14 protein-coding genes are annotated in these 15547 nt (G+C 33.1%); 7 read left to right on the top strand and 7 right to left on the bottom strand.

What is annotated here, in order from left to right; translation table 11 throughout:
• Positions 1-55: 55 nt before the first annotated feature.
• Entirely contained in the window at positions 56-676 is a 621-nt protein-coding gene (locus tag LG649_RS12955) for an HmuY family protein (protein WP_226544244.1), read from the bottom strand.
• Between the two features lie 8 nt (positions 677-684).
• Positions 685-2763, bottom strand: coding sequence for a TonB-dependent receptor plug domain-containing protein (locus LG649_RS12950; protein ID WP_226544243.1), 2079 nt, complete (start codon positions 2761-2763; stop codon positions 685-687).
• Between the two features lie 55 nt (positions 2764-2818).
• Between LG649_RS12950 and LG649_RS12945 the strand changes: the two genes are divergently transcribed.
• The 7 genes from LG649_RS12945 to LG649_RS12915 all read left to right on the top strand — a co-directional run bounded on the left by LG649_RS12945 (position 2819) and on the right by LG649_RS12915 (position 10532).
• The gene (locus LG649_RS12945) at positions 2819-3724 is read left to right on the top strand and encodes a DUF6607 family protein (RefSeq protein ID WP_044631269.1); all 906 of its coding nucleotides are present in this window, start codon (positions 2819-2821) and stop codon (positions 3722-3724) included.
• A gap of 1 nt (position 3725) precedes the next feature.
• Positions 3726-5201, top strand: coding sequence for an ankyrin repeat domain-containing protein (locus LG649_RS12940; RefSeq protein WP_226544242.1), 1476 nt, complete (start codon positions 3726-3728; stop codon positions 5199-5201).
• A gap of 51 nt (positions 5202-5252) precedes the next feature.
• Positions 5253-5732, top strand: coding sequence for a DUF2271 domain-containing protein (locus tag LG649_RS12935; protein ID WP_044630918.1), 480 nt, complete (start codon positions 5253-5255; stop codon positions 5730-5732).
• 68 nt (positions 5733-5800) lie between these two features.
• A complete protein-coding gene (locus LG649_RS12930) occupies positions 5801-7984 on the top strand; it encodes a PepSY domain-containing protein (RefSeq protein ID WP_226544241.1) in 2184 nt (727 codons plus the stop codon).
• Between the two features lie 145 nt (positions 7985-8129).
• Positions 8130-9080, top strand: a complete 951-nt coding sequence (locus LG649_RS12925) for an SDR family oxidoreductase (RefSeq protein ID WP_226544240.1) — start codon at positions 8130-8132, stop codon at positions 9078-9080.
• 26 nt (positions 9081-9106) lie between these two features.
• Positions 9107-9619 carry a hypothetical protein gene (locus tag LG649_RS12920; protein ID WP_226544239.1) on the top strand — a complete coding sequence of 171 codons (513 nt, stop codon included), beginning with the start codon at positions 9107-9109 and terminating at the stop codon, positions 9617-9619.
• A gap of 1 nt (position 9620) precedes the next feature.
• Entirely contained in the window at positions 9621-10532 is a 912-nt protein-coding gene (locus LG649_RS12915) for a helix-turn-helix domain-containing protein (RefSeq protein WP_226544238.1), read from the top strand.
• Between the two features lie 2 nt (positions 10533-10534).
• On the opposite strand, the gene LG649_RS12910 is transcribed toward LG649_RS12915, so the two are convergent.
• The 5 genes from LG649_RS12910 to uxaC form a co-directional block, all read right to left on the bottom strand.
• Positions 10535-10921 (bottom strand): MauE/DoxX family redox-associated membrane protein, encoded by a 387-nt coding sequence (locus LG649_RS12910; protein ID WP_226544237.1) that lies wholly within the window; start codon positions 10919-10921, stop codon positions 10535-10537.
• Between the two features lie 89 nt (positions 10922-11010).
• Positions 11011-12306, bottom strand: a complete 1296-nt coding sequence (locus tag LG649_RS12905; RefSeq protein WP_226544236.1) for a TRAP transporter large permease — start codon at positions 12304-12306, stop codon at positions 11011-11013.
• Positions 12307-12308: 2 nt separating this feature from the next.
• Positions 12309-12770: a TRAP transporter small permease gene (locus LG649_RS12900; protein ID WP_226544235.1), complete on the bottom strand. Its 462-nt coding sequence runs from the start codon at positions 12768-12770 to the stop codon at positions 12309-12311.
• A gap of 1 nt (position 12771) precedes the next feature.
• Positions 12772-13743 carry a TRAP transporter substrate-binding protein gene (locus tag LG649_RS12895; RefSeq protein ID WP_226544234.1) on the bottom strand — a complete coding sequence of 324 codons (972 nt, stop codon included), beginning with the start codon at positions 13741-13743 and terminating at the stop codon, positions 12772-12774.
• Positions 13744-13785: 42 nt separating this feature from the next.
• Positions 13786-15189, bottom strand: a complete 1404-nt coding sequence (uxaC, locus tag LG649_RS12890) for a glucuronate isomerase (protein ID WP_226544233.1) — start codon at positions 15187-15189, stop codon at positions 13786-13788.
• Positions 15190-15547: the final 358 nt, after the last annotated feature.

The following is a 15547-nucleotide window of genomic DNA, read 5'->3' as shown; positions in this document are numbered from 1 at the left end:
CCTTAACAAAATTATGTGAAGGGCTTTACAAAAAAACTAATTCAAATTTAAATAATTAAAACATAGTTTCTCCCTCGTTTGGTTGATACACATAGTTAAACGTGTAATACTGCGAATCGCTAGAGGTATCGCTATCTAAATAATAACTTAAAATTTCAACTTTTGCATAAGTGTTACTGCTTGTTTTTACTACAATTATTTTACCTGCAATTGGTGATATAATGTGTGTGGAGTAATCGTAACTATACCAACCATTGCCAGAACCAGTGGTTATAGCTAAGCCATCGGTTTCGCTATCGCTAACAAATAACGAGGTATCTACCTCTGTAATACCATCTAAAGTTCCGGTTGCAATGTAAGCTCCTGCCGTTCCAGTTCGTTCAGGCTCATCATCTGAAACTGCAGTTCCTCCATTTACAATAATGGTTGTGCCACGAAAGGCTAAATCCCAACTATCGTCTGTTACAATGCTTCCGCTTTCAAAAGAAAAACGAGTATAATCGCCTGTAATGGTTGCTGGTGTTGTAGTGTAATCTGCCGTTTGTACTGCAGCTAAATTACTTACTGTAGCAGTTTCTGTGTCTAATAATTCTGGTTCAGAATTTTCATCATCTGTACTACAAGATGTAAACCCTATAAATAAAGCTAAAAGTGATAAATATTTAATTGTTTTCATAAGATATATTAAAATTTAATGTTGATTTTCCCGTATAAAATGCGTCCTGGTATATTGGTTATATTTTGAGTATCGGTGAAATTAAAAAGGTTATCTGCACCAATACCAACCGTGTAATTTTTATAAAAAGTTTTATTTACCGCGACATCTATAACCGAATAACCCGATACAAAATCATCGTAATCATCTAAATAAGTATTATCGTTACTGTCGTATAAAGCATATTTACTTCGGTAAGTCGCTCTAAGATTTGCATCTAAATTTATTTTCGGAATATTATAGAACACTTTTAGGTTCGCCATATGTCTAGATTGGTTATACAGCCCAAAATAATCTGACTCTTGTAGTTGAAAAGAAGATCCGCTTTCGTTTCTAGCAAAAACCTCATCATTCTTAAATGCTTCTTCGGCTTCTTTATCTTTTGCATAAAGCAATTGGTAACCTCCTGAAATTTTTAAGTTATTGTTAGGTTTCCAGTATGCATTAAACTCGGCACCTTGTGTGTAAACTTGGTTTACATTATAATAACTAAACACGTTTTGGCCGTTGGTTTTTGTTGCTATAACTTGGGTGTTTATTAAATTTTCTATTAAATTTCTGAAGATGTTTACAGATAATTTTAAAGAAGAAGCAATCTTATAATCTACACCAAAATTTATACTTATTGAACTTTCTGGATAAAGCGCATCGTCGTAATTTGAAATTGGAACTATAATATTTTCTATTTCTCCTTGTTCCTCTAATTCTGGAATTTTTGTAGTTACTGTGTTATATCCTAAAACCGTATAACCCACGGTTGAGTTTGTAAAATCGAAATACAGTTGCCTAAAATCTGGCGCTTTATAACCATAACCTAGAGAACCTTTTACCGCCAGTTTTGAATTAATTTCATAACGTAAAGCAGCTTTAGGACTAAATTGAGATTTGTATTTATTATGACTATCGAAACGAGCACCAAGAATTACATTTAGGTTTTCATTTAAATAACCATCATATTGTAAATACACGTAAGGCGAATTAAAAATTGGGGTACTTGTAAAATAAGTTCTATCTAAAGTTTCATGGCTAAACCCTAAACCACCTGTAAAAGTTGTTTTTGCTGTTGGTTTAAAATTAGCCCTAATTTCGGGGCGAACTAAAAAATGATTGTAATAACTATTGCTGTATAAGCTACCATCATTATTATTTAAATATTCTTCGGCTTTATATCTTGAAGCATAAAACTCGAAGTAACTACTCCATTTATTATTGTAATCATGATTTAGTTTTACATGTGTATTCCACTCATTAATTTTGCTTTCTCCGGCAATAGTTTCAGCAGCGACATAATCTTGATTTTGATAATAATAACGTCCAGAAGTAGTTAACGATGTTTTATCGTTAAATTGATAATTTACTTTTCCGTTTAAAGTATAATTAACAAAAGGTTCTACGGTATTTAAAGCATCTGTTTCGTCGAAATCGTACCCAGAACTACTGTATCTATTTGCAAAAAAACTAGTTGCCAATTTTTTCTTAGAATAGCTAATTGAAGAACTTAAATCGTTTGTATTAAAAGCGCCCAACCTGTAATTTAAGTCGGTTTTAAAACCTGGTTTAGGGTTTTCTGTAATTATGTTAATAACACCACCAAGTGCATCGCTACCATATAAACTAGACGATGCACCTTTTACAATTTCAATCTGTTTTATGTTGCCAACAGTAAGTCTAGAAATATCTAAAGTTCCAGCAGAACGGCCAATTAGCGGTACACCATCAACCAAAATTAAAGTGTATTGAGAATCTAAACCTTGAAGTTGAATGCCCTCTCCTCCACCAAAATCTGGAACGGTAATTAATCCGGTTTGTTCGTTTAAAATATCGCTTAACCTAATGGAGTTAGATTGAATAATATCTACTTTCGATACAATTTGTGCAGGTAAAGGAACCGAAGATAATTGCCTAACCGTTCGAGTGGCCGTTACCATAACTTCTTCTAAAGCTTCTGGTAAAGAATCTGTTACTTTTGTTTTTTCATTTTGAGCTACAGCAAAATAACTTACAAAAGTTAAAAAATAAATTATAATTTTATTTTTATTTAGACTCATTCTATTTAAATTTGTCACAAATATATAAATGTTATTTAAAACCAATCTAAATAAAATGAAAAAAATAGTTATTTTAACTTTAACACTATTATCTGTTTCTACGGTAATAGCTCAAAACAAGAAAAAACAAGATCAAGATGCTATTAAAAGCATGTGTGGTTGTTATGAAGTAAATTTTAATTTTGCTGAAACTTTCGAGTATGTTGAAGATTCAACCTACATAGCATCTAAAACCAAACATGATAAAGGTTTAGAATGGGTGCAACTTGTTGAAGATGAAGATAATAAAATATCTATGCAACATTTATTAATTGTTGGCCCGCCAACACAACCTTATATTGTAAAACACTGGAGACAAGATTGGGAATACCAAAACACCAATTTATACCAGTACAACCACGATAACAAATGGGATTTTGTACAACTTTCTAAAAATGACGTGAAAGGTCAGTGGACTCAAAAAGTATTTCAAGTTGATGATAGCCCGCGCTACGAAGGTTCTTCAACCTGGGTTCATGTTGATGGAAAAAGTTATTGGGAAAACGAAACATCGGCTCCATTACCACGTCGTGAATACACAAAACGAAGTGATTATAACGTAACTACCAGAAGAAACCGACACGAAATTGTTGCAAACGGATGGATTCACGACCAAGACAACGATAAAGTAATTCGTGAAGACGGAAAACCAGACGTAATTATTGCACAGGAAAAAGGCTTTAACACTTATGTAAAAGTCGATGATACCAAGTGTAAAGCAGCTCAAGACTACTGGAAAGAAAACCAAGCTAAATGGGCAATAGTTCGTGCCAAATGGGACGATGTATTTTCAAGAAATACCGATTTAATACTTGAAGAAAAAGTAGACAACAAAGTATTGTATAAATATTTATTCGATGCCGAAAACTACAACTCCGCAGAAACAATTAATCCAATAATAGAATCATTTGTAAAAAAATAAGATGAAAAAATCACTATCACTTTTAGCTTTACTACTTTTAGTAACTGTACAAAGCTTTTCGCAGGACAACATATTTTTAAAACGCGAATTTTGGGATACAAAACCAACCATAAAAACAGTAAAAACTAAAATAGCTGAAGGCAATAATCCTACAGAAGCCAACCAAGCCCATTTTGATGGTTTAGTTTATGCTATTTTACAAAAAGCACCTTACGAAACATTGGTGTTTATGCAACAGCAAGAAGGCAATGGCATTAATAAACTAACACACGATGGCAGAACCTATTTATTTTGGGCAGCCTACAGTGGTAACGATAAATTTATGAGCTACTTGCTTGAAAACGGAGCAAAAACCGATATTAGAGACGATCACGACTATACACCTTTAAATTTTGCAGCAAACGCTGGTGTAACAAACACAAAAGTTTATGATTTACTTATAGCAAAAGGCGCAAATTTAAAAGAAGATGTTAATCACGATGGGGCAAATGCCCTATTATTAGCTATTACTAAAGATGAAGATTTTAAGCTTACCGAGTACTTCACTTCAAAAGGTTTAAGTCTTTCTGATGTTGATGCTAACGGAAACGGTGCGTTTAACTATGTAGCAAGAACTGGTAATACCAAACTTTTAGATAAACTTGTTACTAAAGGAATAAAAGGTAACGACCAAGCTTTTACTTTTGCTGCTATGGGACAAAGACGCTCTTTTAACGACGTTAATGTTTTTAAATATTTAGAAGCTCAAGGTTTAAACCCAAATACTACAAACCACGACAACGAAACTCCTTTACACATTGCAGCAGCTCGTAGCAAAGATGTAAACGTTATAAATTATTTAATAGGTAAAGGTTTAAGTGTTAACGCTACAGACAAACATGGTAATACACCATTTTTAAATGCAGTTACCAGAAACGATTTAAGTGTTGTTAAAGCGATTTATAAAAACGTAAAAGATATCAACTTAAAAAACAACAACGGCGAAACAGCACTAATGCTTGCTGTACAATCTAATAAAGCTGATGTGGTTACTTTTTTAGCTGAAAACAAGGCCGATTTAAATGCTACCGATAATAAAGGAAATAACCTTTCATATTATTTAGTTAGTAACTACTCAAAACGTTCTGAAAAAGATTTCACTGAAAAACTAGAAACCTTAAAAACATTAGGTTACAACTTAAGTACTCCTCAAAAAAATGGTAACACTTGGTACCATTTTGCTATCGAAAAAAATAGTTTTAAGTTACTTAAATTAGCTTCAGAATTTAATCAAGATATAAACGCTAAAAACAGTGAAGGTAACACGGCTTTACTTTTAGCTGCTATGAAAGCTAAAGACGATAAAATTTTAAAATATTTAATTAAAAACGGAGCAAACAAAACTGCTACTACCGATTTTGAAGAAACAGCATTCGATTTAGCTCAAGAAAACGAACTACTTAAAGCGAATAACGTTTCTGTAGACTTTTTAAAGTAACTAAAATATAGTCATCCTGAGCGCGTTTCAGGATCTTAAAAATACACGAATATGAAATTAAAATATATAACGCTTTTAAGTGTAATATTGCTAAGCTTAGTCGCTTTTACAACATCAGAATCTACAAAATACAAGTGCATGATTCAAATGACAAATTATACTGGTCATGGTGCTTACGTAGTTATTTCGCTTATTAATCCAGAAGGCGAATACGACGAAACCTTATATGTAAAAGGTGATGATGATGAATGGTTTAACACCGTTGAAGAATGGTGGAAATTCTACGGAAAAAAACGTAATAATATCGATGCTATTACTGGTGAAACTATTGCTGGTGGCGAGCGTGCTATTGAAGTTATAAATATTGAAGATTCTAAAATTGATGCTGGATATAGCATTCGTTTTGAAACTGCAGTTGAAGATGATGAATACATTGTTGAAGATGTTCAATTCGAGCTAACTTCGGCAAACATTAAAGCAAAACACGAAGGCAAAGGCTTTATTCGTTACATTCGAATGATGCCTAATTAAATCGTTATAACGTTTGAAGCCTTAATAATCGCTTCAAACGCAAAAAATAAGTCTTAAAACATTAAGATATGACCATTTCCATTTGGAGATACAGCCATTTAGCCTTGGCTGTATCTTCTTTTGTTTTTATAATACTTGCTTCGGTAACCGGGATAATTCTAGGGTTTCAACCTATTTCAGAACAACTTCAACCCTACAACACCGAAAACCTTAACAACATTACAGTTGCTGAAACCATTGCGGTTTTTAAAGCAACTTATCCGGAAATTATCGATATAAAAGTTGATGATAACGATTTTGTTATTGCATCGGTTTTTACAGAAGATGGCGATAATTTAGAAGGTTATTTTAACCCAAAAACCGCTCAATTTTTAGGCGAAGAAATTAAACCTTCAAAGTTTTTTCAATGGGTAACCAGTTTACACCGTTCGTTATTTTTAAAAAGTATTGGTCGTTTTTTTGTTGGGCTTTGCTCCTTTTTATTGTTTTTAATTGCCATTACAGGAACCGTTTTAATTTTAAAACGCCAACGTGGTATTAAGCAGTTTTTTGCCAAAATTGTAAACGATAATTTCAACCAATATTGGCATGTGGTTTTAGGACGTTTTTTGCTAATTCCTATTTTAATTATCACAGCAACTGGTGTGTATTTATCGCTCGACAAGTTTCAATTACTTCCAGAAAACAAAACGGAACACGCAATTGATTTTGACGCTATTTCTGAAACACCAAAAGTTGAACTTACTGAAATTGAAGCGTTTAAAAACACGCCACTTTCCGAAGTAAAAGCTATAGAATTTCCTTTTTCTCCAGATGTTGAAGATTATTTTACGCTAACACTTAAAACTAAAGAGCTTCTTATAAATCAAATTACTGGTACTGTTTTAAGTGAAACTAAAGCGCCGTTAGTTAATATTTTTACCAACCTAAGTTTAAATTTGCACACCGGAAAAGGCAGCATTTTATGGTCGGTTGTTTTAATTATTGCCTCAATAAACATTCTGTTTTTTATTTATTCGGGCTTCGCGATGACTTTAAACCGACGAAAAACGCGTATAAAAAATAAATATAAATCCGATAAGGCTGACATTATAATTCTTGTTGGCTCGGAAAACGGAAGTACTTTTACTTTTGCTAACGCTTTTTACAAAGCACTAATTTCTAAAGGTGAAAAAGCATTTATTACCGAAATGAATAACTTCACAAATTTCCCCGAAGCCAAACAAATGGTAATAATAACCGCAACTTATGGCCAAGGTGAAGCGCCAACAAACGCGAATCAATTCTTTAAAAAGTTTAAAACTGAAAACATAAAAGACGATTTAAAATTTTCGGTAGTTGGTTTTGGCTCTTTGGCTTATCCAGATTTTTGCAAATTTGCCATAGATGTTGATAAAACACTTCAGCAAAAACACCAACAACTATTACCTATTTTTACCATTAACGATAAATCGGTTGAAGCTTTTAACCAATGGACCTCGCAATGGAGTGAAGCTTCCGGTGTTCCTGTTAAAATTGCAGAACAAGCTTTAACTACAAAACCCAAACAACTTAAAAAAATAACGGTTTTAAGTAAAACCAAAACAAATACCGACGATACTTTTTTACTCACTTTTAAACCCAAAAAACATCATAAGTTCACTTCTGGCGATTTACTTGCTATTTACCCAAAAAACGATCATCGCGAACGGTTGTACTCTATTGGAAAAGTAAATGGCAACATTCAATTAAGTGTAAAACTTCATAAAAACGGTTTAGGCTCTGGGTTTTTGTTTGCTTCAGAAGTAAACGAAAAAATAAAAGCGCGTTTGGTTAAAAATTCAGCCTTTCATTTTCCTAAAAACGCTTCCAAAGTTATAATGATTGCAAACGGTACCGGAGTTGCTCCTTTTTTAGGCATGCTTAATCAAAATAATAATACAGCAACGCATTTGTATTTAGGCTTGCGCACCGAGGCTTCATTTCATCTTTATAAAAATGAAATTGATGGATTTATTTCATCTGAAAAATTAAGCACATTTAACTTGGCATTATCTCGCGAAAATGAGAAACAATACGTTCAAGATCTTCTTTTAAATGATTCTGAATCTATTGCAAAAACATTATATGGCAATGGCATTATTATGGTTTGTGGCTCGCTTGCCATGTACAAAAGTGTTTTGACTGTGCTAGAAGATATTGTTACAAAATTCAACAACAAACCTTTAAGTTACTACCAAAATAAGCAGCAAATTAAAAGTGATTGCTACTAAAACACACAGCTTTATAAATCACAATTCATTGTAAAATAGCCACTACAACCAAAAAGTATACATAATTCGAAAAATTGTGTAAGTCGCAACGTCTGCTCCAAGGTTACCTTTGTCCTATTATTTAAATCATTAAAAAAATTAGGTGATGAGTACAACTAAATTTGGAAAAAAAGGGTGGACACCCGAAAGAATAAAAGACTTAAACGGAAAAACATTTGTTATAACAGGTACAACCAGCGGTACCGGTTTTGAAGCTGCAAAAATATTACTCTCTAAAGGCGCAAAAGTAGTGATGCTTAACCGTAATTTACAAAAAGCAGAAGCCACAATAGCTACATTAAAAAAAGAACTTGGTAATACTATAAATGTTACTAATATTCGCATGGATTTAGCATCGCAAGCATCGGTAAAAGAAGCCGCTTCAGAAGTGTTAAAAACTGTACCACAAATAGATGCCTTAATGCTAAATGCTGCCATTGCACAAGTGCCTAAACAAACCTTTACGGTTGATGGTGTAGAAAGCCAAATGGGTGTAAACCATTATAGCAATTTTTTATTACAGGCATTACTTTTTCCTAGAATTGAAGCCTCAAATGGGCGCATTGTAACTGTTGGAAGTATGGGTTATAACTTAGGAATAAAAACCATTCAGTTCGACGATTTAAACTGGGATAAAAACTACAATCCAAACGGTGTTTACAGTCAAAGTAAATTAGCGCAAATAATGACAGCTTATGAACTACAAGATAAATTAAAACAAGCAGGAATAACCAATGTAAAAACATATGCTTGTCACCCAGGAGCTTCAAGCACATCGTTAATTAAAACCAGCGGTAGTTTATTAACTCGTTTTATTTGGCAAATTATGAAGTTAACACCTATGGTACAATCGGCAGAAAAAGGTGCGTATCCAGAATTAATGTGTGCTACAGAACCCGATTTAGATCAAGCAGGGTTTTACGGGCCAACAGGAAAAAATTACTGGACAGGACCAGTTGGTGAGTGCAAATTAGAACCACACGCCAAAGACAAAGCTGTAATGCAAAAACTTTGGAGGGTTTCTGAGGATGCTGTGGGAATAAAATGGAATGTTTAAATTTGAATAAACCAATAACTTAAATTATGGATATTTTAAAAATAGCAACCGATTGGGCTAAAGCCGAGGTGTTCTCAACCCGATTTTTTATAATTTTCGCCATTTTATTTCTAATTTCAAGTGTTGGTTTTTGGCAATTAGGAAAAACCGAAATAGCTAAAGCTTACATAATACCAACCTTAGTTGCTGGTGCCTTACTTTTAACAATTGGACTTGGATTATTTTACACCAACAAATCTAGAATAAAACAATTTGAAAAAGCCTATAATAACAACGCTGTTACTTTTATTGAAGCAGAGCTTGAGCGTGCCGAAAGTACATTAAAAGAGTATAAAAACATAGTGTTTACTGCCATACCAATAATTATAGCAACATGTGCCTTGTTAATTATATTTTTAAACACGCCTATTTGGCGAGCAAGTATGATTACAACTATTGCAATGCTTGTAGTTATTTTATTAATTGATGGCATCGCACATGGCAGAATCGATGCTTATAATAAACAATTAATCGTCGTTAAAAACCAACTTAAAAATTAATATGCAACATTTTAAAACACTATCGGCTTATTTAGATTATCTGGAGTTACCACGACCAGAACATCCTATGTTTAGTGTGTTTACAGCATCGGGCGATGGTTTTTTACCTTGCCCAAAAGAAAGTTCGCCCCCCATTACCAACGATTGCTATTCCATTAGTTTAAAAAAAATTATAAAAGGCGATTTAAATTATGGCCGAACCAAATACGATTTTACCAACGGTGCTTTAATTTTTATTGCACCAAGGCAAGTGATGCAATGGGACGACAGTGTAGTTTACAACCAAAAAGGGTTTTCAATAAATTTTCATGAAGATTTTTTAAAAGGCACAGAATTAGCACATCAAATTAAAAAATATAGTTTCTTTTCTTACGCTGCAAACGAAGCGCTTCATTTGTCACCAAAGGAAGAAAAACAAATAGAATCTATTGTAGAAAATATTGATATTGAATACCAAAACAATCAAGACGAATTTAGTAAGGACATTATTATTTCGCAGTTAAGCACGCTATTAAAATATGCTAATCGCTTTTACGAAAGGCAATTTTTAAACCGCAAAGAACTATCAAACGACTTACTAGAACAGTTTAATAAGCAATTATCTATTTATTTTGATTCGGGTGAAATTCAAGAAAACGGTATTCCGAGTATAGAACAAATCGCGCACAAACTATCGGTTTCACAGCGTTATTTAAGCGATACGCTTAAAAAGGAAACCGGAAAAACTTCCACCGAACATTTACAACTTTACTTAATTGATGAAGCTAAGAATATGTTGCTAAATCCAAGTAAAACCATATCTGAAGTCGCTTTTGAATTAGGCTTTGAATATCCGCCGTACTTTTCAAGATTATTTAAAAAGAAGGCTGGAATTAGCCCAAAAGCATACCGTGAAAAATATAGAATGAATTAAAATTAGGCTTCTTTTTCACTTAAAAAGAAAAGCAATAAAAATAAAAATCCAATATAAGTCGTTTGAAGCCCAACATTAGCCCAATTTTCTGCAAAACAAGAGCCAACTACTAAAATATTCATTAAAACAAAAGCCGCAATAATCGTTTGTTTTGCAAACTTATTAATTATTAATAAGGCACCAATAGCTATTTCGGCAAACGGAATTATGTAAGCCAATGGTGTAACAAATAGTTCTGGCAACAATGTTTCAGAAAAACCAGCCTGCATTCCTGCTACAAATTTACTAAGCTTGGGCAACCTAACAACACCATGGAAAAAGTAATTAATTCCGAATGATAACTGTAATAATGCTACCGCAAGACCTTTATTGGTTAAATTTTTGAACATATTATTTATATTAAAAAACTGACTTAAAAACTTAAGTCGGTTATATTGTTGTTTCTTACAAAAAATGTATTCTTATTTAAAATAGCATTTTACAATCCGAATAACTTAGGTAACCATAAAGTTAACTGCGGAAAATAAGTTACTAAAAACATCGCAAAAATCATCGCTAGAAACAACGGTATTAAAGGTTTTATCACCTTTTGAATCGTTGTTTTTGCCACACCAACACCAACAAATAACACCGAACCTACTGGTGGTGTACAAAGCCCAACACATAAATTAAGCACTATAATAATTCCAAATTGAATTGGATCCATACCCAACTTGGTAACCACAGGTAAAAATATTGGTGTAAATATGAGAACCGCTGGCGTTATATCCATAAAAATACCTACAAATAATAATAGTAAATTTATAATAAGTAAAACGATGATTTTATTGTCGCTAATACCTAATAAAAGTGAGCTAATGTTTTGCGGAATATTTTCGTAAGACATAACCCAAGACATACTCATTGAAGCACCAATTAATAACATTACAATAGCTGTTGTTGCAGAAGAATCTAATAAAATTTCTGGTAAGGATTTAAGTGAAATTTCTTTATAAGCAAACCCTAAAACTAATGTGTATAATACCGCTATAGCTGAAGCTTCGGTTGCCGTAAAAACACCTGTAATAATACCTCCAATTACTATAACTAATAAAAACAAACTTGGCACAGCATCAATAAATGTTTTAAACACTTGTTTTATCGAGCTTCTTTCACCTAATTTATATTTCTTCTTTTTAGCCCAAAACATGGCTACAAGCATTAAAAATAAGCCTGTTAAAATACCAGGAATATAACCCGCTAAAAATAATGCCGCGATAGATACACCACCACTGGCCAAAGAATAAACGATTAAAACATTACTTGGCGGAATAATTAACCCTGTAGTAGACGAGGTAATATTAACCGCCGCACCAAACTCTTTGGAATAGCCTTCTTTTTCCATTTCCGGCCCTAAAATACTTCCCATAGCAGATGCCGACGCCATTGCAGAACCCGCAATAGCCCCCATTAACATAGCCCCAATAACATTTATAAGTGCTAGACCTCCAGGTAACGAACCTACAAGAGATTTAGCAAAGGCTATTAATCTATGAGCTATTCCGCCTTTATTCATGAGTTGGCCCGAGAGCACAAAAAAGGGTATTGCTAGTAAAGAAAAACTATCTAAACCTGTACCCATACGTTGCGATATGGTTGTAAATGCTGGTAAAGCAGGAATACTAGCTAACATAGTTAATACTGATGAAATGGCAATACTCCAAGCCACTGGCATTCCTATAGCCAATAACCCAACAAAACTTAATACTAAAACAATAATTGGTATATATTCCATGGCTATAAAATGTTTTTAATGTCTGAAACTTTGTAATAAATAATTAACAAACCACTTAACGGAATAGCAGCATAGACTACAGCCAAAGGTAATTGTAAAGCCGGTGAGAATTGATCGAGGATATACGTGATATAAACCAATCGCGATCCGCCAATAACCATTGCTAATAAGGCAAATAAAATTATTAAAACATAAACTAAAAGCTTTATTCTCTTTTGGGTTTTACTGCTGGAGCGTAAGGGTAACACATCGATTGCAACGTGCATATTACGACCAGACACATAAGCTGCTCCAAGAATTCCTAACCAAATCATTAAATAACGTGCTAGCTCGTCGGTAAACGAACTTGGTGTACCCATAACAAATCTGGTAAAAACTTGCCAAAGTACATTTATAACCATCACCCCCATTATGATAATCAAGGCATTGCCTAAAATTTTGTCTATTTTACTTCTTAATTCCATCTTATTTAGTGTTTTTGATACGTTGTACAAGACTATAAATGTCTTTATCCTTTTTAACAGTGGTGTAAACATCTTCTACTTTATTAGAGAACAATGTTTTGTCTGGATATATAATTTCTACACCAGCCTTTTGCACTTCGTTTAGTGCTTCTTGTTCGGCTTCGTGCCATAATTTTCTTTGGTAAACTACTGAGTTATTAACCGCAGTTTGGAGCCATTTTTTTTCTTTATCGTTTAAATCATCCCAAATATGTGTTCCTATTATTAAAACATCTGGCAATACAGTATGCTCATCTAAAGTGTAATATTTACACACTTCGTAGTGTCTAGACAAATAAAAACTTGGCGGATTGTTTTCTGCACCATCAACAACACCTTGCTGCAACGATGTGTATAATTCTCCCCAAGAAATTGGTGTTGCCGAACCTCCTAAACTGTTTACCATATTCATTGCGGTAACACTTTCCATAACACGGATTTTTAATCCTTTTAAATCGTCTGGATTGTTTACTGGTTTTTCTTTGGTGTAAAAACTACGGCTTCCGGCATCGTAGTAAGCCAATCCTTTTAACCAATATTTTGAGCCTTCGTCTAACAGATCTTGACCTACTGGCCCATCTAGAACTTGATATACATGTGCTTTATCTCGAAATAAAAAAGGTAACCCAAAAACTTTCATTCTCGGCGCAAAATTTTCCATTACACCCACCGAAACTTTAGTCATATCAAGGCTTCCTATTTGCAACAACTCAATACATTCACGTTCAGTACCTAGTTGCTGGCTAGGGTAAATTTTAATTTGCATTTTGCCTCCAGAAATTTGGGCTAAATCTTCGCTCATTTTCACCATAGCTTTATGTACCGAATGGTTTACATCGAGTCCATGTGCGAGTTTAATGGTTCGGGTATCACTTAATTGATTGCATCCCGTTAACACGGAAAAAGCAATCAAAAAAATTAGTAGTTTTTGCATTATAATCTTGTTTTAGTTTAGTGTGGTTTGGTTTTATAGTCATTAAAAATCGAAATAATTTTTAGCATTAAAGTAGCTTATATCTGCTACTATTTTTCCTATCCATTGTATTTCTTCTTTAGGTAATTCGCCTCGTTTAATTTCATCGCCTATTAAATTGCATAAAACTCGTCTGAAATATTCATGTCTTGGAAACGATAAAAAGCTTCTAGAGTCGGTTAGCATACCAATAAAACAACTAACTAAACTCATATTCGATAAGGTGTTTAATTGTTTTGTCATACCATCTTTTTGGTCTAAAAACCACCAACCAGAGCCCCATTGTACTTTTCCTTTTATACTTCCATCGTTAAAATTACCAATCATGGTAGCCATAACTTCGTTATCTGCAGGGTTTAAGTTATAAAGTATGGTTTTACATAATTTGTTTTTACTATCTAAAGTATTTAAAAATGCCGACAGACTTTCAGCTTGCGAATAATCGCCTATAGAATCCCAACCTGTATCTGGACCTAGTTGGTTATGCATGCGTTTATTATTGTTGCGTAAAGGCCCTAAATGAAATTGTTGCACCCAACCATACTCGTGATAGGTTTCACACAAAAACATTAAAATTGCCGTTTTAAACTTTAAAATTTCTTGTGGTAGTAATGTTTCGGCTTTTAGCTTTTTATTGAAAATAATATGTATTTCTGTTTCTGTATAACTTTTAAAAGGCATTTGATTTAAGCCGTGATCGCATAATTTACAACCATAGGCATTAAAATATTCTATTCTGCTTTTTAAGGCCTCTTTTAAGGCTTTATAAGAATAAATTTCTATGCCTGCGACTTCACCAAGTTCTTTTAAATAACTAATAAAAGAATCGGCTTCAATTAGCATAGCTTTGTCTGGTCTAAAAGCGGTACTTACTTTAATTTCGAAATCGCTTTTTGTTAATGCTTTATGATACTTTAAAGTATCTGTTGGGTCTTCTGTGGTACAAACAAGTTCTACATTTCCTTTACGAAGTAAGTTACGACAACTATAATTTGAGCTACCTAACATATTAGAGGTTTCCTCGTAAATATGATTCGCAGATTTTTCGTTTAGTAAATCGTTAATATCAAAATATCGAGCCAATTCTAGATGTGTCCAGTGATATAATGGATTTCGCATGGCATAAGGCACTGTTTTTGCCCATTGCATAAATTTTTCCCTATCGGAAGCATTGCCTGTAATAAACTCTTCTTTAATTCCAAGAGTTCTCATAGCGCGCCACTTGTAATGGTCTCCATTAATCCAAACTTTAGTTAAATTACAGTATACCGTGTCTTCTAAAATTTCTTTCGGTGGCAAATGGTTATGATAATCTATTATTGGTTGGTTTTTAGAATACTCATGATAGAGCTCTTCGGCATATTTAGATTCTAATAAAAAATTATCGTGAATGAATGGTGTGTTCATGTTCTAGTTGAGTTAATTTATGCTAAAGTAATTATAGTCTTTACAACTATACTTGACAAACTTTTTATATAATTTTTAGTTCACCAAAAATACAATCGATTGCATTTTCAATAAAGATCTTATAAATTTAGTAATTTATTTTGGTTATTTCTAAAATCAAATGTCTAAATTATTTTTTGTTAAAATAGAACTATTGATAAATAAATAGCCTCTATAGATTTAATAAAGATCAACTATATAAAATCTTAAATATTATTAAAAAGGGAATAAAAACAAAAAACCCTTCACAGTGTTGTGAAGGGTTTAAAAAAGGCGGCGACCTACTCTCCCACGAGTGTAGTACCATCGGCGCTAATGG

Origin of the sequence: Neotamlana laminarinivorans (assembly GCF_020523925.1) — a bacterium.
Taxonomy (GTDB): Bacteria; Bacteroidota; Bacteroidia; order Flavobacteriales; family Flavobacteriaceae; genus Neotamlana; species Neotamlana laminarinivorans.
The sequence above is the reverse complement of the archived record's forward strand: the minus strand, read 5'-3'. Positions and strand labels throughout refer to the sequence as shown.

Bases quoted from the DNA above. Each gene is read 5' to 3' on its own strand.
- LG649_RS12955 (WP_226544244.1), bottom strand. From the start codon at position 676: ATGAAAACAATTAAATATTTATCACTTTTAGCTTTATTTATAGGGTTT.
- LG649_RS12900 (WP_226544235.1), bottom strand. From the start codon at position 12,770: ATGGAATTAAGAAGTAAAATAGACAAAATTTTAGGCAATGCCTTGATT.
- LG649_RS12915 (WP_226544238.1), top strand. From the start codon at position 9,621: ATGCAACATTTTAAAACACTATCGGCTTATTTAGATTATCTGGAGTTA.
- LG649_RS12905 (WP_226544236.1), bottom strand. From the start codon at position 12,306: ATGGAATATATACCAATTATTGTTTTAGTATTAAGTTTTGTTGGGTTA.
- LG649_RS12920 (WP_226544239.1), top strand. From the start codon at position 9,107: ATGGATATTTTAAAAATAGCAACCGATTGGGCTAAAGCCGAGGTGTTC.
- LG649_RS12925 (WP_226544240.1), top strand. From the start codon at position 8,130: ATGAGTACAACTAAATTTGGAAAAAAAGGGTGGACACCCGAAAGAATA.
- uxaC (WP_226544233.1), bottom strand. From the start codon at position 15,189: ATGAACACACCATTCATTCACGATAATTTTTTATTAGAATCTAAATAT.
- LG649_RS12945 (WP_044631269.1), top strand. From the start codon at position 2,819: ATGAAAAAAATAGTTATTTTAACTTTAACACTATTATCTGTTTCTACG.
- LG649_RS12940 (WP_226544242.1), top strand. From the start codon at position 3,726: ATGAAAAAATCACTATCACTTTTAGCTTTACTACTTTTAGTAACTGTA.
- LG649_RS12895 (WP_226544234.1), bottom strand. From the start codon at position 13,743: ATGCAAAAACTACTAATTTTTTTGATTGCTTTTTCCGTGTTAACGGGA.
- LG649_RS12935 (WP_044630918.1), top strand. From the start codon at position 5,253: ATGAAATTAAAATATATAACGCTTTTAAGTGTAATATTGCTAAGCTTA.
- LG649_RS12910 (WP_226544237.1), bottom strand. From the start codon at position 10,921: ATGTTCAAAAATTTAACCAATAAAGGTCTTGCGGTAGCATTATTACAG.
- LG649_RS12930 (WP_226544241.1), top strand. From the start codon at position 5,801: ATGACCATTTCCATTTGGAGATACAGCCATTTAGCCTTGGCTGTATCT.
- LG649_RS12950 (WP_226544243.1), bottom strand. From the start codon at position 2,763: ATGAGTCTAAATAAAAATAAAATTATAATTTATTTTTTAACTTTTGTA.